The organism is Bacillus pseudomycoides DSM 12442, assembly GCF_000161455.1.
In the GTDB taxonomy this organism is placed as follows: domain Bacteria; phylum Bacillota; class Bacilli; order Bacillales; family Bacillaceae_G; genus Bacillus_A; species Bacillus_A pseudomycoides.
In genome coordinates, this window is the sequence record NZ_CM000745.1 from 916,929 (window position 1) to 940,541 (window position 23,613).

Annotated in this window: 21 protein-coding genes and 2 pseudogenes; 17 read left to right on the plus strand and 6 right to left on the minus strand. The window is 37.3% G+C overall.

The annotated features are described in order from the left end of the window. Nucleotides 1-187: 187 nt before the first annotated feature. Nucleotides 188-1,096, plus strand: a complete 909-nt coding sequence (locus BPMYX0001_RS04570) for a polysaccharide lyase family 20 protein (RefSeq protein ID WP_006093811.1) — start codon at nt 188-190, stop codon at nt 1,094-1,096. Between the two features lie 221 nt (nt 1,097-1,317). Here BPMYX0001_RS04570 and BPMYX0001_RS04575 read toward each other — a convergent pair whose 3' ends face one another. Continuing rightward, complete coding sequence (locus BPMYX0001_RS04575; protein ID WP_006093812.1) at nt 1,318-2,076, minus strand: SDR family oxidoreductase; 759 nt, start codon at nt 2,074-2,076, stop codon at nt 1,318-1,320. A gap of 299 nt (nt 2,077-2,375) precedes the next feature. Between BPMYX0001_RS04575 and BPMYX0001_RS04580 the strand changes: the two genes are divergently transcribed. Both BPMYX0001_RS04580 and BPMYX0001_RS04585 read left to right on the plus strand, forming a co-directional pair. Beyond that, complete coding sequence (locus BPMYX0001_RS04580; protein WP_006093813.1) at nt 2,376-2,939, plus strand: TetR/AcrR family transcriptional regulator; 564 nt, start codon at nt 2,376-2,378, stop codon at nt 2,937-2,939. A gap of 270 nt (nt 2,940-3,209) precedes the next feature. Next, nucleotides 3,210-3,707 (plus strand): DinB family protein, encoded by a 498-nt coding sequence (locus BPMYX0001_RS04585; RefSeq protein WP_006093814.1) that lies wholly within the window; start codon nt 3,210-3,212, stop codon nt 3,705-3,707. Nucleotides 3,708-3,717: 10 nt separating this feature from the next. On the opposite strand, the pseudogene BPMYX0001_RS31995 reads toward BPMYX0001_RS04585, so the two are convergent. Continuing rightward, nucleotides 3,718-3,855 (minus strand): annotated as a pseudogene (locus tag BPMYX0001_RS31995) (IS1595 family transposase); the annotation flags it as partial. A gap of 76 nt (nt 3,856-3,931) precedes the next feature. Next, on the minus strand, nt 3,932-4,072 hold the full coding sequence (locus BPMYX0001_RS30245; RefSeq protein WP_018766939.1) for a YflJ family protein: 141 nt from the start codon (nt 4,070-4,072) through the stop codon (nt 3,932-3,934). Nucleotides 4,073-4,228: 156 nt separating this feature from the next. Between BPMYX0001_RS30245 and BPMYX0001_RS04590 the strand changes: the two genes are divergently transcribed. Then, a complete protein-coding gene (locus BPMYX0001_RS04590) occupies nt 4,229-4,588 on the plus strand; it encodes a hypothetical protein (protein WP_006093817.1) in 360 nt (119 codons plus the stop codon). Nucleotides 4,589-4,614: 26 nt separating this feature from the next. On the opposite strand, the gene BPMYX0001_RS04595 is transcribed toward BPMYX0001_RS04590, so the two are convergent. Further along, the gene (locus tag BPMYX0001_RS04595) at nt 4,615-4,800 is read right to left on the minus strand and encodes a YhzD family protein (RefSeq protein WP_003195690.1); all 186 of its coding nucleotides are present in this window, start codon (nt 4,798-4,800) and stop codon (nt 4,615-4,617) included. Between the two features lie 138 nt (nt 4,801-4,938). Between BPMYX0001_RS04595 and BPMYX0001_RS04600 the strand changes: the two genes are divergently transcribed. From BPMYX0001_RS04600 to yhaM, 3 genes are read left to right on the plus strand one after another with little or no spacing between them, the layout of a single operon-like run. Next, nucleotides 4,939-6,180 (plus strand): metallophosphoesterase family protein, encoded by a 1,242-nt coding sequence (locus BPMYX0001_RS04600; protein ID WP_006093820.1) that lies wholly within the window; start codon nt 4,939-4,941, stop codon nt 6,178-6,180. Further along, the gene (locus BPMYX0001_RS04605; protein ID WP_033798697.1) at nt 6,177-9,104 is read left to right on the plus strand and encodes an ATP-binding protein; all 2,928 of its coding nucleotides are present in this window, start codon (nt 6,177-6,179) and stop codon (nt 9,102-9,104) included. Before BPMYX0001_RS04600 ends, BPMYX0001_RS04605 begins: the two co-directional genes overlap by 4 nt. 41 nt (nt 9,105-9,145) lie before the next feature. Further along, nucleotides 9,146-10,090, plus strand: a complete 945-nt coding sequence (gene yhaM / locus BPMYX0001_RS04610) for a 3'-5' exoribonuclease YhaM (protein WP_006093824.1) — start codon at nt 9,146-9,148, stop codon at nt 10,088-10,090. 321 nt (nt 10,091-10,411) lie between these two features. Here yhaM and BPMYX0001_RS04615 read toward each other — a convergent pair whose 3' ends face one another. Then, nucleotides 10,412-10,906: a hypothetical protein gene (locus BPMYX0001_RS04615; protein WP_003195700.1), complete on the minus strand. Its 495-nt coding sequence runs from the start codon at nt 10,904-10,906 to the stop codon at nt 10,412-10,414. A gap of 53 nt (nt 10,907-10,959) precedes the next feature. Further along, a complete protein-coding gene (locus BPMYX0001_RS04620; RefSeq protein ID WP_006093826.1) occupies nt 10,960-11,343 on the minus strand; it encodes a hypothetical protein in 384 nt (127 codons plus the stop codon). 452 nt (nt 11,344-11,795) lie between these two features. On the opposite strand from BPMYX0001_RS04620, the pseudogene BPMYX0001_RS30250 reads away from it, so the two are divergent. From BPMYX0001_RS30250 to glpD, 10 genes and pseudogenes are all read left to right on the plus strand, one after another. Then, nucleotides 11,796-12,154: pseudogene (locus BPMYX0001_RS30250) on the plus strand (tyrosine-type recombinase/integrase); the annotation flags it as partial. Nucleotides 12,155-12,372: 218 nt separating this feature from the next. Continuing rightward, a complete protein-coding gene (locus BPMYX0001_RS04625) occupies nt 12,373-13,467 on the plus strand; it encodes a Rap family tetratricopeptide repeat protein (RefSeq protein ID WP_006093828.1) in 1,095 nt (364 codons plus the stop codon). Next, nucleotides 13,467-13,664, plus strand: a complete 198-nt coding sequence (locus tag BPMYX0001_RS04630; RefSeq protein WP_006093830.1) for a Phr family secreted Rap phosphatase inhibitor — start codon at nt 13,467-13,469, stop codon at nt 13,662-13,664. The genes BPMYX0001_RS04625 and BPMYX0001_RS04630 overlap by 1 nt, the downstream gene beginning before the upstream one ends. Before the next feature lie 374 nt (nt 13,665-14,038). After that, nucleotides 14,039-14,923: an alpha/beta fold hydrolase gene (locus BPMYX0001_RS04635; protein WP_033798698.1), complete on the plus strand. Its 885-nt coding sequence runs from the start codon at nt 14,039-14,041 to the stop codon at nt 14,921-14,923. Nucleotides 14,924-15,147: 224 nt separating this feature from the next. Continuing rightward, the gene (locus BPMYX0001_RS04640) at nt 15,148-17,535 is read left to right on the plus strand and encodes an immune inhibitor A domain-containing protein (RefSeq protein ID WP_006093836.1); all 2,388 of its coding nucleotides are present in this window, start codon (nt 15,148-15,150) and stop codon (nt 17,533-17,535) included. A 144-nt stretch (nt 17,536-17,679) separates the two neighbouring features. Then, nucleotides 17,680-17,880, plus strand: a complete 201-nt coding sequence (locus tag BPMYX0001_RS04645; RefSeq protein ID WP_003195714.1) for a sporulation YhaL family protein — start codon at nt 17,680-17,682, stop codon at nt 17,878-17,880. A gap of 240 nt (nt 17,881-18,120) precedes the next feature. Continuing rightward, nucleotides 18,121-18,678 (plus strand): glycerol-3-phosphate responsive antiterminator, encoded by a 558-nt coding sequence (locus BPMYX0001_RS04650; protein ID WP_006093839.1) that lies wholly within the window; start codon nt 18,121-18,123, stop codon nt 18,676-18,678. A 540-nt stretch (nt 18,679-19,218) separates the two neighbouring features. Beyond that, nucleotides 19,219-20,040: a glycerol uptake facilitator protein GlpF gene (gene glpF / locus BPMYX0001_RS04655; protein WP_006093841.1), complete on the plus strand. Its 822-nt coding sequence runs from the start codon at nt 19,219-19,221 to the stop codon at nt 20,038-20,040. A gap of 13 nt (nt 20,041-20,053) precedes the next feature. Continuing rightward, nucleotides 20,054-21,544 (plus strand): glycerol kinase GlpK, encoded by a 1,491-nt coding sequence (gene glpK, locus BPMYX0001_RS04660; protein ID WP_006093843.1) that lies wholly within the window; start codon nt 20,054-20,056, stop codon nt 21,542-21,544. Nucleotides 21,545-21,677: 133 nt separating this feature from the next. After that, nucleotides 21,678-23,360: an aerobic glycerol-3-phosphate dehydrogenase gene (gene glpD, locus BPMYX0001_RS04665; RefSeq protein ID WP_006093845.1), complete on the plus strand. Its 1,683-nt coding sequence runs from the start codon at nt 21,678-21,680 to the stop codon at nt 23,358-23,360. The last annotated feature ends 253 nt before the right edge of the window (nt 23,361-23,613 follow it).

Consider the following 23,613-nt stretch of genomic DNA (forward strand, 5'->3'; position numbering starts at 1 on the left):
GAGATGGTTGCTATGGGACATTCAATATTTATTCTGTTGTTTCATTTAATGATGGATTAATTCGATATAATAGGAGAGGAATGGGTTGGCATTACATAATAGGGGAACTATACATCGCCCTCAACTTAAGAGATTTTAATGCCATCAAATGCAAAAGAAACATCAACCAGATGGAGTGTAACGAAAGATGAAAAAAATTCTTGCTATATCTTTCCTATTTGTCAGTTTACTTGTAGGTGGTATCGTATTGGTTAATAGAAAAGAGACAGTGACTCAACCCTATATATCCAAAAAAGAAAAGAAGCCTAAGTTGAAGGAAACAAACAATTCTATTATGTTAGAAGATATCTTTCAATCTGGGCTAGAAAAATGGAAAATAGCAATCAACGACTCGGAAAACCGCACCAACCTAGATATTGACACGATCACGCAGCGTGTACATGTAGTAAATGCGCCAGGCATGACGGGAGATCACAAAGCAGTGCAGTTCGTTGTTCCGCATTCTCAAGGACAATTCCGCTCGGAAATTGCACAACCATACGAAGAAGGGTTCCACGAACGTTGGTATACAGCACGGATTTATATCCCGCAGGATTGGGTGTTCGACAAGGGCAGTGGCGACGATATCGTCATGCAATGGCATGCTGTACTCGGCAGTGAGCGGGTGGATCGGGATTTTCCGGAATTGGCTATTGCAGTGAAAGGTGACAGATGGAGTATACAACGCGCATTCGGTCCTACTGCAAATATAGAGCGCGATTCTAAGACATTGGACGAACTGGTGCAAAAAGGAGTCTGGTCTTCTTGGGTAATTCATGCAAAGTGGTCATCAGGGAACGACGGATTGCTACAAATATGGAAGGATGGAAAAGTTGTATGGGAAGTGCAAGGTCCTAATGCCTATACTACACGTGCGCGTACGCCTTACCTCAAAACAGGGCTTTACCACCCACAGTGGAAACCGAAGTACGGTGAACCGAAACCTAGTCCGGTAAAAGAACGGAAGATTTTTATCGCTGATGTCAAGATTGGAAACGAACGGGCGACCTACCAGGATATGGTGACCAAAGATGATTTCTCAAAAACGGAAAAATAGACATCCAGAACAACTGAGTGATGCAGAAGATTTACGATTTTAACATAAACTTACTATTTTGATGAAGAGTATAATGATATAAAGAGTAAAACGGGTCAGTTCATGTTATGACCCGTTTTTACATGTATTCTGAATGAACACCATACCCATCAAGTTAAGAAAACAGATCAACTCATTTCTCTAAACTTGATAGCTATGTGTTGTAACCCCTAATAGGTGTATTAATAGGAAGTCCAACCGCCGTCTACCGCAATCACTTGTCCGTTTACGAAACTAGCCTCGTCTGAGCCTAAGAAGATAGCTAGCCTTGCAACTTCTTCTGGTTGTCCGGCACGTGGATTAATTGCCATACCTAATGCTTGGCGGCTTGCTCCAAATTCGCTCAAATGAGTCATTGAAGAAGCAATGTTTGTCATGACTGCTCCAGGAGCGATACCGTTACAACGGATGTTTTTGTTCGCATACATAAAGGCAGTGTTTTTTGTTAGGCCAACGACTGCATGTTTAGATGCTGTGTAAGCAGCACCAGCACGTGAGCCGTATAGTCCGCCTGCAGAAATGTTATTAACGATCGTACCATGTCCTTGTTCTAAGAATAGATTCACTGCAATCCGCATTGTTTTCATTACAGCTACTGTATTAACGGAGAAAACCTTCTCCCAGCGTTCGTCTGAAATTTCACCAACAGGCTCCATTCCGTCCATGATGCCTGCATTATTAACAAGAATATCTAATTTTCCATAAGCTTGTTTTGTTTCATTGAAAAGACGTTGTAGATCTTCATCGGAAGTAACGTTTGTTTGAACAGCAATGGCCTCTGCACCTGTAGCCTTAATTCCCTGTACTACATGTTGAGCCCCTTCTAAGTTTAAGTCTGATACAACGACCTTTGCGCCCTCTTTTGCATAACCTTCTGCGATTGCTTTCCCCATGCCTGACGCAGCACCAGTGACAATTGCTACTTTTCCTTTTAATCTCATTCGAAACGGCCCCCTTTGTCTGTTTATTCCGCATTAACGGGCAGTAAGACCTCCACCTCAAAATTCAGCGAAAGCAAAGAAGTTAGGTGGGGGATCAACTGCCCGTAAAAGCCCGATTGGTGCAGGCTGATAATCAGTGGGGAATGAAGCCCCCCCACTGATTAAAGTTTCACTTTATTGAACAGTTGTTCAATAAAAATTATAATCATATAAAAGAGCGCTTACAATGAGCAAAAAAACGATAAATGTTCAATAATTAACACATAGTTAGAAATGTGTTCAATAAGAGGTGAAAAAAGATGCGTACAGATATGCGGATTGTGAAAACAAAAGAGGCGTTACATAATGCATTGTTAGAATTACTAAATGAAAAAAATCTAGAAGTCATCTCAATCTCGGAAATTTGCAGAAAGGCAAAAATAAATCGTGGTACATTTTACTTGCATTATAAACAAGTAGAAGATTTATTCGAGGAATATTTTAAAGAAATTACAGCGGATTTGGTCCGTTCTTATCAAGAACCTTATCGCCACGTATCAGTATTGAAAACGAGTAAATTAGACCCGTCTACCATTCGGGTTTTTCATCATATCGAAAAATATAAGTCATTCTACAGAATTGTTTTTTCCAAAAAGGTTCCATTAATGTACTATTATTTATTATTTGAGGAAATAAAGCGTTTGTTACTTCAAGATCAAGAGGCTTTTCTTAAAGAAGGAGTTAATCATTCACTCTATTGTTCCTACCAAGCGAATGCGATTATTGGCATTATTATTGAATGGTATCAAAATGATTTTTCTTATAGTACAAGTTATTTAAATGATCAACTTGTGCAATTCTTAAATATGAGAGTAGACGAATAGTTCAATTTGATAGGAATTATAAAAGAGAGGATTATTATGATAAGGAGACAGAGAATAAGGATATTACCGAGGTTCATGTGGCGAAGCATCGGAACGGGTACCTAATTTCTTTAAGTACCAACCTTTGCTAACGAAATGCATATCATCGGTTTCTTTTTTTATAAAAGGCTGTTGGTTTTATAACTGAAAACATTTACAAGAACGTATGTTTGTGTATTGTGAGTTTAATGTTATAATTATATTAAATTAATTTAGAAAAGAGGGATTAAATTGAGTGAGGTAAAAAACATAATTAGTAATTTTAGTCATTATTCATCTTGGTTAAGCACTTTAGAAGAAATTGATGACACATTATGGTCTAAATCAATAGCCGAAGGTAAGTGGTCTGTAAGGGAGATAATAGTCCATATTATGAATTGGGATAATCATCTATTAAAAAAGGTCCTCCCATCTGTACAAAATGAAAAGGGAATGGAGTTTCCAAATTTTGATACACATAATAAAAAGGCATCAGACTATGCAAAATCAGGAATATCACAATCAAAACTTCTTGAAGAAGCAAAAGATACAAGGGAACTACTTATAAAAGAACTTAACGAATTTCCAATCGAAAAGTTAAACAAGTCATTAACTGCAAATGGTGTAACTCATTGTCCACATACTGGAGCACCTTACTCACTTATATATATTGTTAAGGAATTTACAGACCACGATAACCACCACAAAGGGCAAATTATACAATTCTTAAGGGAAAACAATTTGGATTAATTCAAGTTGTTTTTTTGTCTTTTCTATGAGCGATTTCACGATGACCTTTTAAAGATTCTCGAAAGAAAGTTTCGTCGTTCACTATGATGCCTTGTAATTGATTAAAACCAAGAGTTCCTAATACGTTCAAGATTTTGTGTCTCCAATATATACGAAAACAGCCTTTATGAAAAATAAAAAAGAAGCAACGCAAAAACAAACGTTGCTTCTTTCTTGTATTAGTATTAAGCCGATTCTTTCTGAACTCTCTCAAGCAAACTAGCCAACACATGCGTACGATAGGATTCTAGTTTTTTACCTTCATAAGTACGGATACCTAATTTTTTTAGTTCCTTTACATACCAACCTTTGCTACCGAAATACATAGAATCGCTCCCCTTCAAATTTGTTTTTTTATGTGTTCTGATTGTTACTTGGAGGTACGGGAAATAGATGAAGGAAATGAATTTCGTGTGAAAATGGTTAACTTTGATGCAAAAGACATATATACTAAAGGTAGTATATAACGAGGTGGGCACGACGTGATTATAGAGAAGCACGAAATTCAAATTGACCAAATTACGAGCGGAAAGGTAAATATATTTACTTTCTACCGAAATAGAAAGCAAATTGACGATCCGTTTTTACAATTGCAAGAGCCATCGCTTACGGCCAACTACTATTTCCATTTTCATTTGGATGCAGAGAGCTTGAGTCTTCTGCAGGAAGAGTTTCCTAATGTATATCCGTACGACGGGAATGGAACCATTCACGACTGGACGGAAAAGATGAAAGATGAGCTAATGCGCCAAATTCAAACTGGAAAGTGGAACAGACGCGTGCGTATTGGTAACCGGATTCTAGATGTGGTATTTACGTGGTGTGATGAAGATATAGAATGAAAAAGAAGCGGATGACGCTTCTTTTTTTAGCGCTGGAATAAAACGAGCTTTCCTGCTGAAGATGTGCAGCGATGTGTGTGCTTATGCAATCCCTTTTCTTGTAAAATGGATGCTCCTTTTGATTTCGCTTCTGCTTCTGTTGCCGCCTCGAATGATTCGTCTAGCATTTTTGAACCATCTTTTTCAAAGACTGTTAGAACGTATACTCCCATGAAAATTCCCTCCAAAAATTAAAATCAGAATCTTATAACTATTTTGTCATAAAATGCTAGAATATGCAAAGAAATATGTGACATTGCGTGGTAAAATAGAGTGAAACTTTTATAGGATAAAGAAAGGATCGTTTATTTGTGAAACAAGTAAAGTTTATACATGCGGCAGATTTGCATTTGGATAGTCCGTTTAAAGGGATGGAAATGAATGTGCCGTCATCTGTTTGGGAAAGAATGAAGCAAAGTACGTTTCAGTCGTTTGAGCGTATTATCGATAAAGCAATTCAAGAGCGCGTTGATTTTGTATTACTAGCAGGAGATTTATATGATGCGGAAACGAGAAGTCTTAGGGCGCAAGTGTTTGTGAGGGAGCAGATGAAGCGCCTTTCGCAGTATGAGATTCCGGTTTATATCATTCATGGTAACCACGATCATTTAGGGGGAAGCTGGGCAGCAATTGAGTTTCCTGAAAATGTTCATGTGTTTGCAGAGCCATATGTAGAAGAAAAGCCGTTTTATAAAGATGATGAACTGCTTGCATCTATTTATGGGTTTAGTTATTTGCAGCAGGCTGTAACGGATAATATGACGGCGCAGTATGCAAAAATGAGCGATGCGCCTTTTCATATTGGCATGCTTCACGGGAGTGTGGAAGGCGATGCGGAACATAATCGCTATGCGCCGTTTCAAATTCGTGAGTTAAAAGAAAAGGGATTTGATTACTGGGCTCTTGGGCATATACATAAGCGAGAGATTTTAGCAGAGGAGCCATATATCATTTATCCAGGCAATATACAAGGACGCCACCGGAAGGAAACAGGAGAGAAGGGGGCGTATCTTGTTGAGATAACAGAGCAGGGAACGGTGTGCTCATTTTTCGGTGCGGCGGATGTAGTTTGGGAAGAGACGGAAATTAGCATTGATGAACTGCAAACAGTTGATGACCTTATGACAGCTTGTACGGAAGTGATGAATGAATGGCGTCAGGAAGAGGAAGGAACTCTTTTGACAATTGTATTCATCGGACAAGGGCCATTGTTTCCTTATTTACGTGATGAAAAACGTGTGGAAGAGATTTTTCATATTTTAGCAGCGGGAGAAGAACGAAGAGATTTTGTGTATGTGATGAAGTGGAAGAATGAGACGGTTTCATTTGCAGAAATCCAGCGATTAAAAGAGGAGAATCATTTTGTTGGTAGTGTATTGCAAGAATTGGAATCATTTACGAATATGGATGCGGTGCTTAGGACGATTTGGACATCTCCAGTTGCGCGTAATGTGATTGAATCCTTTTCAGATGAGGAAAAAGCAGAAATTCAAAAGGAAGCGGAAAATATTATATTAGAGCAACTATTCCAGCAAGAGAGGGATAAAAAATGAAAATTGAAAAACTCCATATTTATGGTTATGGAAAATTAGAAAATGTGGAAATGGATCTTTCATTGCTGACGGTGTTGTACGGTGAAAATGAAGCAGGAAAATCAACGATTCGTTCGTTTATGAAGAGTATTTTGTTTGGGTTCCCAATGAGAGGACAAAGGCGTTATGAGCCGAAAGAAGGCGGGAAGTACGGCGGCAGGGTGACTGTTATGACTGAGCAGTATGGGAGACTCCAAATCGAGCGCTTGCCGAAAACGGCTGCTGGGGAAGTAACAGTATACTTTGAAGATGGAAAAACAGCTGGAGAAGAAGTGTTACAGACTGTGCTAAGCGGGATGAATGAGAGCCTGTTTGATTCTGTCTTTTCGTTTGATATGCACGGTCTTCAAAATATTCATCATATTGGAGAAGCTGAAATCGGAAATTATTTATTTTCGGCGAGTGCAGTTGGGAGCGATGCCCTGCTGCAGTTAGATAAAAAGTTAGAAAAAGAAATGGAGCAGCGTTTTAAGCCAAATGGTCGTAAGCCTGAGATCAATGCGTCACTTCAAGAAATAAAGAAGCTCCAAGAAAAGCTTGGGGCGTGGCAAGGGAAGATTGGTACGTATGAAAAGTTAATGGGGCAGTTAAAAGAAAATGAAGGGCGTCTTGCCCATATTCGGAATGAAAAAGAGATGGCAGAAAAGCGTAAGCAAGACTATGAAGTATTGGCTGCATTGCAACCTCTTGTGATTGAAAAACATGCATATGAAAAAGTGCTAGAAGAACAGAAGAATCCGTTTCCTGTTCGAGGAGTAGAACGTTTCGAAACGATAAAAGCAAAACTCGAGCCGCTCGGGGTGCAATTGGATTCCATCCAGAAAAGGATGGAAATGGTGCAAACGGAAGTGGATGGGGTAGAAGTACAAGAAGAGCTCTTGCAAAAGGATAGCTATGTAGAAGAACTTCGTATGCAGCATATGTCATATGAAAATGCACGTCAAGAAATGCGTGATATTACAGTAAGTATTGGAAATATGAAAGAAGAGATAGAAGAGCTTGAGCAGCAAATTGGTGCTACTTTTGAGAAAGAAAGTGTGCTTTCATTTGATACAAGCCTTGCAGCGAAAGAAATGATAACGCAAATGGTGCAAAAGGCGAGAGCATTAGAGACGCGGAAAGAGCAGCTAGATGAGCGCTTTAAAGTAGTGCAAGAGCAACTAGAAGAACAGGAAGAGAATGTAAGGCACATCCGAAAGCAGATGTTAGCGGATGAAGAGCGACAGGCGCTTGTAGAAAAGGAAAGATCGTTTCAAGATACAGTTTTTATGGGTACTGGCGTGGAACGAATGAAGCGTAAATATGAAGAAAGAATGAAAACCGCGCAGGAAAAGAAAAAGCGCTGGCAGACGATTTGTTTCCTTTTGTTAGCTATTAATACAGTGATTTTGCTGACAAGTATATTTCTAGATAATCGTGCGTTATTATTTACAAGTGTTATCGTCTTTGTCCTAATTGTACTTGCACTTGTTTTGTATAAAGATACTTCTTCCGATGGTTTACAAGAAGAACTGCTCTCGCTGCAGCAAAGTGCAGGTGGAAGGCAAAATGAAGAGGCGCTATCCATTCGTTATCAATTAGAAAAAGATGAAGAAATTCGTAAATTATTTGAGCGAGAGTCTTATAAATTACAACAAATAGAACGAACCTATGATAAAGGTGTTTCTGCATATGAAGAATGGGAGCGAGATACGTTTCGTATGGGAGAGCAAGTGGATACATATAATGCGCGTTATTCTTTCCCAAGTTTTTATACATATGCACATGTCTTGCCAGCATTTGAACGCATTGAAAAGATGCAGCAGTTATATCGTGAGGTAGGAAAGCTGGCGGAGCGAAAAGGAATATTATATGAAATGATTTCGCAGTTTGAACATAAACTAGAAAACGTTATGGAAAATACAGATTTTGATCATCTTCATATGATCAGTAATCGTATTCAAAAGGAAAAAGAAAAGAAACAAAAGAGAGAGCAGCTTTTAGGGAAGCTAGCTGATTGGAAAGAAGAACAAGCACTATTACAGCATCAAGTAGAACAACTTACATTAGAAAGAGATGCGCTCTGGGAAATGGCAGCAGCTACTGATGAAGAAATGTTTTTAGAAGCTGGCAAGAGGGCAGAAAAGCGTGAAGATGCAGAGAAGCAAGTAGAGCGGTTATCACCTCAAATTGACATGTTAGAAAAACGTTTAACAAGCTTATCATTAGCGGAACACTATCAAGTGGAAGGGTATGAAGGAAAGCTGAAACAAGAAGCGCTCTATATACAAGACTTCCTTTCACAAGAGAAGGAGTTGACCGAGCGTATTGCGGAGCACCGCGTAGATGTTGCGAACTTAGAAGAAGGTAGTACGTACGGCGATTTACTCCATGAATGGGAAATGAAAAAGTCCCAAGTGCGTGAGCAAGTGAAGAAGTGGGCGGCGTATGCAGCGGCAAAAACAGTGTTAACAAAAACAAAGCAATACTATCATGAAGTGCAGCTGCCGCGCATTTTACAAAAGGCAGAGGAGTATTTTGTATATTTAACAGGCGGTCAGTATAGTAAGATTTTTTCACCATCAGAAACAGAGCCGTTTATTGTAGAACGAAGTGATGGTATTCGTTTTTATAGTCATGAACTCAGTCAAGCGACAGCGGAGCAACTTTATTTATCACTAAGATTTGCGCTAGCCCGGACGTTTGAACATGATTATCCATTTATTATTGATGATAGCTTTGTGCATTTTGATGCAGTAAGAACAGAACGAACAATCCAGTTAATAAAAGAAATTGCGAAGGATAGACAAGTGATTTTCTTTACATGTCATGCCCATCTATTATCATTCTTTGCGGAAAAACAGATTATAAAATTAACACGTGAGCATAAAGAAAATAAGGTATAATGTGCTATACTAAAAGTACTTAAGTTGGTGGAGGAATCAGGATGAAAAAGAAAATTGCAGAATATGAAGTTGGTGAACAAGTCGATATCTTCTTGTTAATTAAGACAGCGACAAAAGGTATCGCGAGTAATGGGAAGCCATTTTTAACAGTAATCTTACAAGACCAAACTGGAGATATTGAAGCGAAGCTATGGGATGTATCACCAGAAGTTGAGAAACAATATGTAGCAGAAACGATTGTGAAAGTAGCTGGAGATATTCAAAACTATAAAGGGCGTATTCAACTTCGTGTGAAGCAAATTCGCGTTGCAAATGCGAATGAAGTGACAGATATCTCAGACTTTGTAGAAAAAGCACCAGTGAAAAAAGAAGATATGGTAGAAAAGATTACACAGTACATATTTGAAATGAGAAATCCGAACATTCAGCGTCTGACAAGACACTTATTGAATAAACATCAAAATGAATTTTTAGACTATCCAGCAGCGACGAAAAATCATCACGAGTTCGTATCGGGGCTTGCGTATCACGTTGTATCGATGCTTGATTTAGCGAAAGCCATTGCTACGCTATACCCATCTTTAGATAAAGATTTACTGTATGCAGGTGTTATTTTACATGACCTTGGTAAAGTAATTGAATTGTCTGGTCCAATTTCAACAACGTATACATTAGAAGGAAATCTACTTGGCCACATTTCCATCATGGTAAACGAAATTGGAAAAGCAGCAGATGAACTGAAAATCGAAGGAGAAGAAGTATTAATTCTTCAGCACATCGTCTTATCCCATCACGGGAAAGCGGAATGGGGTAGCCCAAAACCGCCATTAGTAAAAGAAGCAGAAATTCTGCATTACATCGATAATTTAGATGCGAAGATGAACATGATGGATCGTGCCCTTGGGCGCACGAAACCAGGTGAATACACAGAACGTGTCTTTGCACTTGATAATCGTTCGTTTTATAAGCCTACTTTTCATAACTAAATAATACTTATGAGGCAAGTGATTTTAGCGTATAGCTGGGGTTGCTTGCCTTTTTTATTTTTAAAAGTGGGGGTAGTAACACATATCCATCAACTTAAGAAATTGGTTGTTTCCCAAAACGAAAAAAGTAAGCTGAATTCTTATAAATAACTGTAGAAATATAAAATTTTCGTTTTGGGGATATTTCAAAATCTTAGCTTGATGAGTATGGGGCGTGGCCCTATCTTAAAAAATAAACCTTTTTTCCTACTTTTCATTATTTTTTTCTTCAGAAACAAAAAAAGCCTCTCAAATAAACCGAGAGACCCTTTAAAATAAAAATCACTTTTGACACAAAACAATGATTTTATATGGCGTAGTTTGGGCTGGTATACTCATTGTTGTAAGACCATAAATAACTATTAAATTTCGATTCGCAAGATTCCCTGTAAAAAATTGGCCATTTGTTAATAAAATTTGAGTAGAAGGAGAAATATTTAATTTTAATTTTCCATCACTACTCTCTAACTGTTCATTAAAATTATCTACTTTTACATTTTGATAGGGTATATATTTCGCTATAACAATTGCTTGAAATTGTGGTGGGAAAATGAGAGGAACAGGGACATTAGCATCGTAAAATCCAGTTACTTTATCTCCTACTACTACCGCTGCGTAGTCAATAAAATAAGTATTTGGTTTCACTACAAAATTTGTTAGAGTCCCATAACCATTATCTACGGATATTAATTTAGTACATCCTATTTCTTCATTTGATCCTGTTACAAAATCGTTAATCATAGTTATTGTCCCATCAAATGATTGAAAGTTTTTCATTCTAATACCTCTTTTGTTTATATAATTAAACTTTTATCGTTACTCTATAATTTTTAAAAACATGTAAATGAACTAATCCTTCTTGTATCAATTCCAAAAATCACCCAAAACCTACCGTTCCATCTAAAACCAGTAACAGATCTTCGTCCTACAAAAATCGGATAATACCAAAACTGTTCACCATTTGTAAGCCATATATAGGTATTTCGAAATAAACAGAATGAAATTGCCCCTGGATCAACAGCAAATGGTGAAGCAGTTGATTGTTGAGGAATAAATGATGGAGGAGGAGATGTTGGAGCTTGTGAACTTTGCTGTCCTGGTGCACCCGGAAAACTTGGCATTCCCGGTATACTTGGAATCGGAGGACCAGGGAATTGACGATCGAAGTATTGATTATAATTTATATAAGGAAAATATATTGACTCATTATACATTTAAAAATCACCTCTTTATTTTTAAAATCTCCTAAAGTATTAATATGTAATATTTTCCGTATAGGAAGCTTATTCACTTCCTATACGGAAAATATTTTAATAAAGCGGATATCAAACATAAATGTATTACCCTTTGTTTTTGGTATGTTCGGCTCGGCAACATATCCATACTTACCGAATTTCTTCATACAATGGAGGAAAGGTGGGGTTAAACCCCACGAATTTAACGTAACTTTATATATGGAATAAATTGATCTGTTATCTTAATTCACATAATTTTCAAAACTATAAACTTTGCATGTTAATATTTGTTATATAATAAAGAGGTCCTAGTAGTCTTAAGAAATAGTGATCCCTAGTTTTTTTGATAAGATAGTTTGTTTTACCCTTCAGTTTACATTATTTTAAAAAGAACTTGTATTTTTTTACAAGTTCTTTTTATTTTTACTACAAAAACGAAAAAAGAGCGCATGATTAATCTCACTTCTATTTTGGATGAAGTCTATTCCTATACCCAAACCCTAGAAAGTACCTGCTTATTTCCTTCTCGAAAAGGATATCAACCCATTAGCCAAATCCAAGCGTACCGACAATTACAAAAAGCTGGAGATTTTACCGATGTAGAATCCATTGGTACGCACACTATGCGCAAAACCTTCAGCTATTGGTTTTATAAACAAAAGATGTAGCCATGTTGCAAGAAATACTCATCTATAGCCATATAAATCCTTACGGGACCTTTAAATTGGATATGATGGAACGAATTCAAATTGAAGAGAGATCATATCTAGAGGAATCAGTGCATTCTTAATTCATATCCTTATTGCGGGTAGTGACAGTTTCGCTGGTACTACCCGCAATAAGGATATGAAAGCTATTTTTTATGAGGTGGATTTTAATTGTGTCTTTTGAGTTGAATATTCTGATAATTATTTCTCAAGTTATTTATATATTTAGAGGGATATACAATTTGTGGAAAAGTGATAATATTTAGATAATTACAGTTGTAAACGAGGGGGATGAATTTCTATGAGTGCACATGTAGTAACGAAAGAACAGATTAAGCATTCATTAGACGCTTGGTATCAGTCAATGCTGCAACAACAAGTAGAGAAAGCGACACGATTGAAAGAGGAAATTGAATCAAAAATTAATCATATGGAAGAAGATCAAAACATATTGTTTTATTATTCATTATTAGATTTTCGCTATCAAGTGTTAGCAGATCGTTTAAGTATTACAAGCAATAGCTTCGATAAAATTGATTCCTTGTCTCTTCCGAATGATCTGCTTTTAACACATTATTATCATCTCTTTAAAGGTATTCATCTAATGTTCATTTCGAATTACAAAGAATCTGAAATACATTTTGAGAAAGCTAAAGAATTATTAAAGCAAGTTTCTAATCCGATAGAACAAGCTGAATTTCATCAACACTTTGCTGTATTGTATCACCATACTTACAAAATGCTATCTTCTATTGAATATATAAATAAAGCGAAAGTGATATTTTTAAATCAAGAAGGATATGAAGTCAAAGTTGCATCCTGTGAAAATATTATAGGGACAGCTTGTATATTTTTAAAACAATTTGAACAAGCCGAAGAACATTTAAATCGTGCAATTGACATTTTACAGAAAGCTAAAGAAGATAAGCTAATTTTAATAGTTAGACATAATCTAGGTTTATTGTATGCTACCCAAAATCTATCCACTTTAGCTATTCGTCATTTATCAGAAGTAACAGAGAAACTTCCTAATCATATCAAAGCCATTTTCCTACAAGCAAGGGAACATTATAAATTAGGTGAAATAAATATTGCACAAAAATTAATTGAAAACGGTTTAAATATTTGTTCTGCAGTAGGAAACAAAGAATATATGTATCACTTCAACATTTTGAAAAGACTAAATGAAAGATGTTCAATGGATTTAGTGGAAAAAGAGATAAAAGAAGGACTATTTTACTTCGAAAAACAAGGATTATGGGATTATGTTGAAGAATATGGTGAGTTGTTAGCTGTCGAATTTCGTAAATTGAATAATCATGAAAAAGTAAGTGATTATTTTAATATCTGTTATGAAGCGAAACAAAAATTATTAAGTAGAGGAGCGTTAAAATAATGAAAAAATTGGGTGTTATTACTGTTGGTTTATCTGTTATCGGAATTCTTTCCCTTGGATTAAATCATTTTGCTGAAACACAACAAGCTACTCACGCAGACCATTTCATATCAAAGCCTGATTTAGCATATAGCGTTAGCGATACATCTACCTATTCATATACTGATGGAAACACCGGTATAAGTGCTTCAGAATAGACCACGAACACCTATAATGAATACTCATGTAGACCTATAACAAAAAGAAGAACGTTTACCCTCACTAAAAGGCGTTCTTCTTTTATTTGTCTTCTTTATCCTTCATTTCTATAAGTATATAAAACTTTTGAAAAATGATTGACCTACTTTTTGTTTGTAACTATAATGATTACAAGAGAGTTGAACAGTACGAAAATAATCAAATACAAGAAATATCCCAATGCATTCTTACTTAGAGAGAAAGCATATTTTTTTGATACAGTTGTAACCTAAATGGTTACGACTGTATCGGCTATAAAATAATGACAAAAAGTGAAAGCTTATGTTAAGTGTATTTTTTCATGATTTAAAGTAGCGGAAAGGAGACAATAAATTTGAAACGATTAAAGTTCTATGTAATTAGCTGCCTTGTTCTTGTCGTATTAGTGATTTGTAATATCGTTGAGAAACCGACAGCAAAAGTAGAAGAAGTAAAAAATACTGTTGCAACAAAATTGAACACAACAGAAAAAATGGCAGAAATTGATGGGCAAACAATATATTTTAAACAAATTGGTGAAGGACAACCGCCGCTTCTTATGCTTCATGGCTTTGGAGGTTCTTCTGATGGATTTCGTGATATTTATCCAGAATTAGCGAAAGATCATACGATCATTGCAGTTGATATTTTAGGATTTGGTCGTTCTTCGAAGCCAATGGATTTTCAGTATTCATTTCCAGCGCAAGCAAATATATATTATAAGTTAATGAAAAAATTAGGCTATGATAAGTTTGCGGTGCTTGGTCATTCAATGGGGGGAGAGATTTCTCTTAATTTAACATACCTATATCCTGAGGCGATTACGCACCTTATTTTAGCGGACTCGACAGGAATAGAATCCTTCCAGCAAAAAGAAGGTTTCCAAAAGCCGAATTTATCGGTTGATTTAAATACGGTATCTACCATTACGGATTATGATAAAAATGCGGTGAAAAATAGAAGAGATGATAAAGAGCATTATAGTGAATTAAGTAAGATGAGAGAACATCGATTAGCGATGGATGCGAATGAAATCAAGGTGCCGACCTTAATCATTTGGGGCAGAAATGATAAAAGCGTTTCATGGAAAAATGGTGAAGCATATCATCAACTATTTAAAAATAGTACATTCCATATTATTGAAAAAGGGTATCATGCTCCGTTCCGTCAAGAGCCGGAAGAGTTTATGAAATATGTCCAAGCTTTTTTTGAAAAGCATGCTGTATCCATCAATGAATAAAATTACCCGTTCCTTCTTTCATAATTAAGAAGATGATTCAAACAAAGGTTCTGCTATTTAGGGCAGAACCTTTTTATTTTGCTATCTTATGTATTTCACCCTGCATAAAAAAATATTTCTCAACATTTTATTTGTTGAAAAATATTGAATATTCGTCATAATACGAATATTATGTTGTTATCGACAAAAAAACGATAGTTCGCAAACAACGGGGAGGAAATGCATTGAAAAAGAATAAGAAGTTAAAACCTTTATCAGTATTAGCAACAGCGGCAGTGCTAAGTAGTACTTTTGCATTTGGAAGTCAAGCAGCATATGCTGAAACACCATCATTATCTCTACCAATAGATGAGCATTTAATACCGGATGAGCGTTTGGCAGAAGCATTAAAAGAACGGGGAGTCATTGATCAATCTGCATCACAAGCTGAGACGTCAAAGGCTGTTGAAAAGTATGTTGAGAAAAAGAAAGGGGAAAACCCTGGGAAAGAAATCATTACAGAAGATAGTCTTACGCAAGAAGCTTCTGATTTTATGAAAAAAGTAAAAGATGCAAAAATGAAGGAAAATGAACAGGCGCAGCAGCCAACAGCAGGACCAGTAGCTGGACAAGATGCAGGATTGAATCCTAGAAAATTAAATGGAAAAGTACCTACTACACCAGCAAAGCAAGAAGAGTACAATGGAACTGTTCGAAAAGATAAAGTGCTTGTTTTACTCGTAGAATTTAGCGATTTTAAACATAATAATATTGATCAAGCGCCAGGATATATGTATTCTAAGGACTTTAATCGTGAGCATTATCAAAAAATGTTATTTGGTGATGAGCCATTTACGCTATTTGATGGGTCAAAAATTAACACATTCAAGCAATATTATGAAGAGCAATCAGGTGGTAGCTACACAGTTGATGGAACTGTAACGGAGTGGCTTACTGTTCCAGGAAAAGCTTCTGATTATGGTGCAGATGCTGGTACCGGTCATGATAATAAAGGACCTTTAGGACCGCGTGATTTTGTGAAGGAAGCATTAAAAGCAGCAGTAGCAAAAGGGATTAACTTAGCTGATTTTGACCAATTTGATCAGTACGATCAAGATGGAGATGGTAATAAAAATGAGCCAGATGGCATTATTGATCATTTAATGGTTGTTCATGCTGGCGTGGGTCAAGAAGCTGGCGGCGGTAAATTGAAAGATGATGCGATTTGGTCTCACCGTTCAAAACTTGGATCAAAACCATATGCAATTGATGGAACACAAGCTTCTGTTCCGAATTGGGGCGGAAAGATGGCTGCATACGATTATACAATCGAGCCTGAAGATGGAGCAGTAGGTGTGTTTGCCCATGAGTACGGTCATGATTTAGGCTTACCGGATGAGTACGATACAAAGTACACTGGACAAGGTGAACCAGTTGAATCTTGGTCTATTATGAGCGGCGGCAGCTGGGCTGGAAAGATTGCAGGAACAGAGCCAACAAGTTTTTCACCACAAAATAAAGAGTTTTTCCAAAAGAATATGAAGGGTAACTGGGCGAATATCGTTGAGGTAGATTATGATAAACTTGGCACGGGAATCGGTGCTGCAACATATTTAGATCAAAGTGTTACGAAATCAAAACGGCCAGGAATCGTTCGCGTTAACTTGCCGGACAAAGATATAAAAAATATCGAATCGGCATTTGGTACGAAGTTTTATTACAGTACAAAAGGAAATGACATTCATACAACACTTGAGACACCAGTATTTGATTTAACAAATGCAACGGATGCTAAGTTTGATTATAAGGCATTCTATGAGCTTGAAGCGAAGTATGATTTCCTTGACGTGTACGCTATTGCAGAAGATGGAACGAAGACACGTATTGATAGAATGGGCGAAAAAGACGTAAAAGGCGGTATGGATACAACTGATGGTAAGTGGGTTGATAAATCATACGATTTAAGCCAATTCAAAGGGAAAAAAGTAAAACTGCAATTTGAGTATTTAACAGATATTGCAGTAGCTTATAAAGGATTTGCATTAGATAATGCAGCATTAACTGTAGATGGCAAAGTTGTTTTCTCTGATGATGCAGAAGGACAACCTGCAATGACGTTAAAAGGATTTACTGTGTCTAACGGATTTGAACAGAAAAAACATAACTACTATGTAGAGTGGAGAAATTACGCTGGTTCTGACATGGCGTTACAACATGCACGTGGCCCAGTCTTTAATACAGGAATGGTTGTATGGTATGCGGATCAAAGCTTTACAGATAACTGGGTAGGCGTTCATCCAGGTGAAGGGTTCTTAGGCGTAGTAGATTCTCATCCAGAGGCAATCGTAGGGACATTAAACGGACAACCGACTGTGAAGAGCAGTACGCGTTATCAAATTGCCGATGCTGCATTCTCATTTGATCAAACGCCAGCATGGAAAGTAGATTCGCCAACTCGCGGTATCTTTGACTATAAAGGATTACCAGGCGTTGCGAAATTTGATGATTCTAAGCAGTATATCAACAGCATCATTCCAGATGCAGGACGTAAGTTGCCGAAACTAGGATTGAAGTTTGAGGTAGTAGGACAAGCTGAAGACAAGTCTGCAGGTGCAGTTTGGATTCATCGATAGAATTTTAAAGACAGTACTTCTATCTACGGTGATTGTAGATGGGAGTACTGCTTTACTTGTTTGAAAAAGAAATTGTCATAACTCTTGTCCTACCTTCATATAGTGAAACTAACAAGGCTTGTCTCAGGAAAGGAAGGGCGAAGAGTGGAAACTTTACCATGGTGGATTTATCTTGTTATTATCGGGATTGTCGTAAGTGGTTACATGGTTTTATATACTTCGAAAAAAGAGCAAGATATGGATAATGAGTTTATTGAAAAAGAAGGCGAAGTATATATGAAGCGTTTAGAAGAAGAACGCGAGAGACGTAATCAAGAGAGTGATAAGGATTCTGTGTTGCTTTAATCCTAGTAAAGAGTGAGTAACTAATCGGTTATTCACTCTTTTTTTGCGCCATCATTATATTGGCGATTTTTAAGATATATCGACCGTTTCTCGTCATATATCGGCAATTGGACATAGGATATCGACTGTTCAACACAATGCGACAAGAATGAGAATTAAAAATTTCTCTTGCTAGCTTTTCTTTTCGCTTAAATTGTGTACTATAAAAGGTAGGAAGACGTAAAGAAGGGGACTTTTTGAATGGAATTTCATGAACAAAATATTTTGCCAGCTGTTCGGCAAATAAAAGATTTAGAAAAGTTACTATATAGTTCTTATGAGTATATTGTTATTTTAGACATTCATATCGGTCAATTGAAAAGTGTTGTTGCACTTGCGAAGCAGCATTGTAAAAAGGTATTTTTACATGTCGATTTAATTCACGGTTTGCAAAGCGATGGCCATGCGACAGAGTTTTTATGCCAAGAGTATAAGCCATATGGACTATTGTCGACAAAGGCAAGTGTAATTATGAAGGCGAAGCAAAAGGGTGTTGTCGCGATTCAACGTATCTTTTTAATTGATTCGAGTGCGATGGAAAAGAGTTGTAATCTTTTAGAGAAAACAAAGCCGGATTATATTGAGGTGCTTCCCGGAGCTTTAACAGGTGTGATTGCTGAGGTGAAAGAACGGACGGGCGTACCGATTTTAGCAGGCGGATTTATTCGTACGGTTGATGATGTAGAAAGAGCGTTATCCGCTGGTGCGACGGCGATTACAACGTCGAAAAAAGAACTCTGGAAACATTACCAAAGATAGAAAAAGCTTTCTTTTAGGCGGAGAGAGGATCCGTCTGAGCATAGAAGCGGTCAGTACCCATTTTCGTCCCATGCCGTATGAAAACAAAGAGAGAAAATGAGTGGAAGACCGCTTTTGTTTACAAAGCCGCGATTTATATGTGGGAAAACCGAAATAAAAGCTTTCTTTTAGGCGGGAAAGAGGATCCGCCTGTGTAAAGAAGCGGTCAGTACCTAATTTCGCCTTATGCCTTGTACAAACAAAGGGAGAAAGTGAGTGAAAGACCGCTTTTTTCTCGTAACAGTGGCTTGTATGTTGAGAAAAATAAAAAGTGTCGAAAATGTGAAAAGAATGTATTGACACCGCTTTCATTTAAGGTTAACATTATAGATAAGTTAATAAACGTGACGGAGAAAAGAAGAGATCCACATTTCATTGTTTCTATATTTTTTATATAGAAGCATGCCAGGTGTGGATCTTTTTCTTTTGAAAAAAAACGAATGGCCATTCATTTTACCTCTATCACATTGGAATTATTTAAATTGATTGTGGAGGGATTTTATGTCAGCATTTTTAGGGGAGTTAATAGGGACAGCGTTGTTAATCGTTCTTGGTGGCGGCGTTTGTGCAGGCGTAAGTTTAAAGAAGTCGTTTGCTAAGGATTCTGGTTGGATTGTTATTACGATGGGCTGGGGCTTAGCGGTTGCCATCGCAGCATATGCAGTAGGATCGATTAGTGGGGCACATTTAAATCCAGCAGTAACAATTGGACTTGCTTTTAAGGGAGCGCTTCCATGGAATGATGTACCAGGTTATATCGCAGCGCAAATGATTGGTGCAATCATCGGTGCAATTATCGTATATTTACATTACTTACCTCATTGGAAAGAAACAGAAGACCCAGGTACAAAATTAGGCGTTTTTGCAACAGGACCAGCAATTCCGAATACATTTGCAAACCTTTTAAGTGAAATGATTGGAACATTCGTTTTAGTATTTGGTATATTAGCAATTGGTGCAAATAAATTTGCGGATGGTTTAAATCCATTCGTCGTAGGTTTCTTAATCGTAAGTATTGGTTTATCATTAGGTGGAACAACAGGTTACGCAATTAACCCAGCTCGTGATTTAGGACCTCGTATTGCCCACTTCTTCTTACCGATTCCGGGTAAAGGTGGATCGAACTGGAAATATGCATGGATTCCGGTAGTAGGACCGATTTTAGGTGGATCACTTGCAGGTTTATTCCATCAAGTTGTATTTGAAGGAAAACAAAATGCAGCATTTATTTATGTGATAATTGCAACTGTGATTGTACTAGCAATCTCTTATATGACAAGTAAAAAGAGCGAAAACAATACAAATAGTAGAAAAGTAGCATAAGGGGGAACCGATTATGAAAAAATACATTCTTTCATTAGACCAAGGAACAACAAGCTCACGTGCAATCCTTTTTAATAAAGAAGGTAAAATTGTTCATTCAGCTCAAAAAGAATTTACACAACATTTTCCAAAGCCAGGTTGGGTAGAGCATAATGCACAAGAAATTTGGGGATCAATTTTAGCGGTTATTGCAACTTGTTTAAGTGAAGCGGACGTAAAGCCAGAGCAAATCGCTGGTATCGGAATTACAAACCAACGTGAAACAGCGGTTGTATGGGATAAAGAAACTGGTAAACCAGTTTATAACGCAATCGTATGGCAATCTCGCCAAACAGCTGAAATTTGTGAAGAGTTAAAAGAAAAAGGCTATAGCGATATGGTTCGCGAAAAAACAGGACTTTTAATTGATGCATATTTCTCAGGTACGAAAGTAAAATGGATTTTAGATAACGTTGAAGGTGCAAGAGAAAAAGCAGAACGCGGTGAATTATTATTCGGTACAATTGATACATGGCTTGTATGGAAATTGTCTGGTGGTAAAGCGCACGTAACAGACTATTCAAACGCATCACGTACATTAATGTTTAATATTCACGACCTGCAGTGGGATGATGAGCTTCTAGACATGTTAGAAGTGCCGAAAAGCATGCTTCCAGAAGTACGTCAATCTTCTGAAGTATATGCCCATACAGTTGATTATCATTTCTTTAACCAAAATATACCAATCGCAGGTATCGCAGGTGACCAACAAGCAGCGTTATTTGGACAAGCTTGCTTCGGTGAAGGTATGGCGAAGAATACATACGGAACTGGTTGCTTCATGTTAATGAATACAGGTGAAAAAGCAGTTGCGTCTGAGCATGGCCTATTAACAACAATTGCATGGGGTTTAAATGGTAAAGTTGAATATGCATTAGAAGGAAGTATTTTCGTAGCAGGTTCTGCAATCCAGTGGTTACGTGACGGCATGCGTATGTTTAAAGATGCAAGTGAGAGCGAAGAATACGCATCTCGCGTTGAATCAACAGATGGCGTTTACGTTGTTCCAGCATTCGTAGGGCTTGGAACACCATATTGGGATAGTGAAGTACGCGGAGCGGTATTTGGCGTAACACGCGGAACAACGAAAGAACACTTTATCCGTGCAACGCTAGAATCATTAGCATATCAAACAAAAGATGTATTATGTGCTATGGAAGCAGATTCAGGTATTGAACTGAAAACATTACGCGTTGATGGAGGAGCAGTTAAGAATAACTTCTTAATGCAATTCCAAAGTGATATGTTAGATGTTCCAGTAGAGCGTCCAGAAGTGAATGAAACAACGGCTTTAGGTGCAGCATATTTAGCAGGTCTTGCAGTTGGATATTGGGAAAACCAAGACGAAATTAAGGCGCAGTGGAATATGGACAAGCGCTTTGCACCAGCAATGGAAGCGGAAACAAGTGAAGAGCTATATGCTGGTTGGAAAAAAGCAATTGAAGCAACAAAAGCTTTTAAATAATTATAAACAGTGTTATAATGATGATAAGTTAATAATTCGGTAGGAGATTTGGAGAGACCACAACACGCTATAGAAGCGAATTCTATAGCGGAGTTTGTGGTCTCTTTTTTCGTTATCAAAGGGAGGAATTACCATGAAATTTTCAAGTAAACAACGTAAAGACGTATTAAATGGAGTAAATAAACAAGAGTTAGATGTGATCGTAATTGGTGGAGGTATTACTGGTTCTGGTATTGCATTAGATGGAGCAACACGCGGTTTATCAACAATTGTGTTTGAAATGCAAGACTTTGCAGCAGGTACATCAAGTCGTTCAACGAAGCTTGTACACGGTGGTTTACGTTATTTGAAACAACTTGAAGTGAAAATGGTAGCAGAAGTTGGGAAAGAGCGTGCGATCGTATATGAGAACGGTCCCCATGTAACAACACCAGAGTGGATGTTACTTCCGTTCCATAAAGGCGGTACATTTGGTTCATTCAGTACATCAATCGGTCTTCGTGTATACGACTTCCTAGCGGGTGTAAAACGCAGCGAACGTAGAAAAATGTTTAGCCGCGAAGAAACAATGAAAAAAGAACCGCTTGTAAAACAAGAAGGCTTAAAGGGCGGCGGTTATTACGTAGAGTATCGTACAGATGATGCTCGTTTAACAATCGAAGTTATGAAAGAAGCAATTGAACATGGTGCAAAAGCAGTCAACTATGCAAAAGTAGACGGTTTCTTATATAAAGATGGAAAAGTATGTGGTGTACGTGTCGTCGATTTATTAGATGGAGAAGTGTATGAAGTATACGGTAAGAAAATTGTAAACGCAGCTGGACCTTGGGTAGATACATTACGTGAAAAAGATAATTCAAAAAGAGGAAAAGTATTGCAGTTATCTAAAGGTGTTCACTTAGTAATCGATCAAAAACGTTTCCCACTAGGGCAAGCGATCTACTTTGATACACCAGACAAGCGTATGGTCTTCGCAATTCCACGTGGCGGGAAAACATATGTAGGTACAACTGATACGTTCTATGATAAAGACGCAGCAGTACCACAAATGACAACAGAAGATCGCACATATATCATTAATGCGATTAACTATATGTTCCCAACTGTGAAGATTACAGAAAAAGATATTGAATCAAGTTGGGCTGGTGTTCGCCCATTAATTTATGAAGAAGGTAAGAGTGCATCTGAAATTTCTCGTAAAGATGAAATTTGGACTTCTGAATCTGGTTTAATCACAATTGCGGGCGGAAAATTAACAGGATATCGTAAGATGGCTGAAATGGTAGTAGATTATGTAACGTCATTATTACAAAAAGAAGGACATAGTGCGTATCCGAAAAGTGAAACGAAGCATATGCCAATCTCTGGTGGACATGTAAGTGGATCAAAACAATTCCCAACATTCGTTGCGAAAAAAGCACAAGAGGGAACAAAATATGGTTTAACAGCAAAGCAAGCAGAAGAGTTTGCGAAATTCTATGGATCTAACGTAGATATTCTCTTTAACTTAGCAAAACAACATAAAGCAGAAGCAAAAGAATATAACATGCCGTTAGACGTGCTTGTACCGCTTGTATACGCGATGGATTATGAAATGACAGCAAAACCTGTTGACTTCTTCGTACGCCGCAGAGGGGCTGTATTCTTCAACATTCACTGGGTATATGATTGGAAAGAAGCAGTAATTGCATATATGGCAGCAAAATTAGGTTGGAGCAAAGAAGAACAAATGAAATACACAGCTGAATTAGAGAAAGCATTAACGGACGCTGTAGTGCCTGTAGATCAGCAAGAACAAGCAGCTGCATTAGCATAAAAATAAATACACCTTTTTCCGAACGAAACCCCGAATTGTCCACAATTCGGGGTTTTTTAACAGAATGTTGGGAAACGGGAACTGGACGGCTCCTGTTTTTGTTTTTATTTATCGCAAAGTCGATATCCTTTGTCGAAACGCCGATATATTTGGATTTGCGCCTATAAAATTTCATTTACTAATTTCTGCTAACCCATTCTGTTACTTCTTCTACAACAAATTCTCCTGTCTCTTCAACGGCCTAATAAAAAAA